The organism is Caulobacter sp. 05T431, from assembly GCF_056665975.1.
In genome coordinates, this window is record NZ_JBFTKU010000158.1 from 1 (window position 1) to 386 (window position 386).

Below are 386 nucleotides of genomic sequence, written 5' to 3' on the forward strand. Positions count from 1 at the left end.
GTGCTCAGCACCGCGCCGGAGATTGCCTCGGGGCTCGCCCACTCGCCGTGCGCAATCGGCCGCATGATCTCCGCCACGCGGGCAAGCGGAAGGTTCGCGAACGTGCCGATGTCCATGCCCGCAAACGTCACCGATAGCGCTTCCTTCTTGAGCCGCTTGCCGTGACAGGCCGGGCATTCGCGTCCAATCATGTATTGCGAAACGCGCTTCTTCATCAGCGCGCTCTGCGTCGTGGCGAAGGTCTGCAGAACATAGCGACGGGCGCCCGTGAACGTGCCCTGATAGCTCGGCTCCATCTTGCGCTTGAGCGCGGCGCGCACCTCCTTGGGCGTGAATCCTGCGTACACCGGCACCGTGGGCTGTTCCTCGGTGAACAGGATCCAGTC

1 pseudogene is annotated in these 386 nt (G+C 64.5%); it reads right to left on the bottom strand.

Annotated elements, in window-relative coordinates:
• Nucleotides 1-386, bottom strand: a pseudogene (locus tag AC1U89_RS24945) (excinuclease ABC subunit A); the annotation flags it as partial.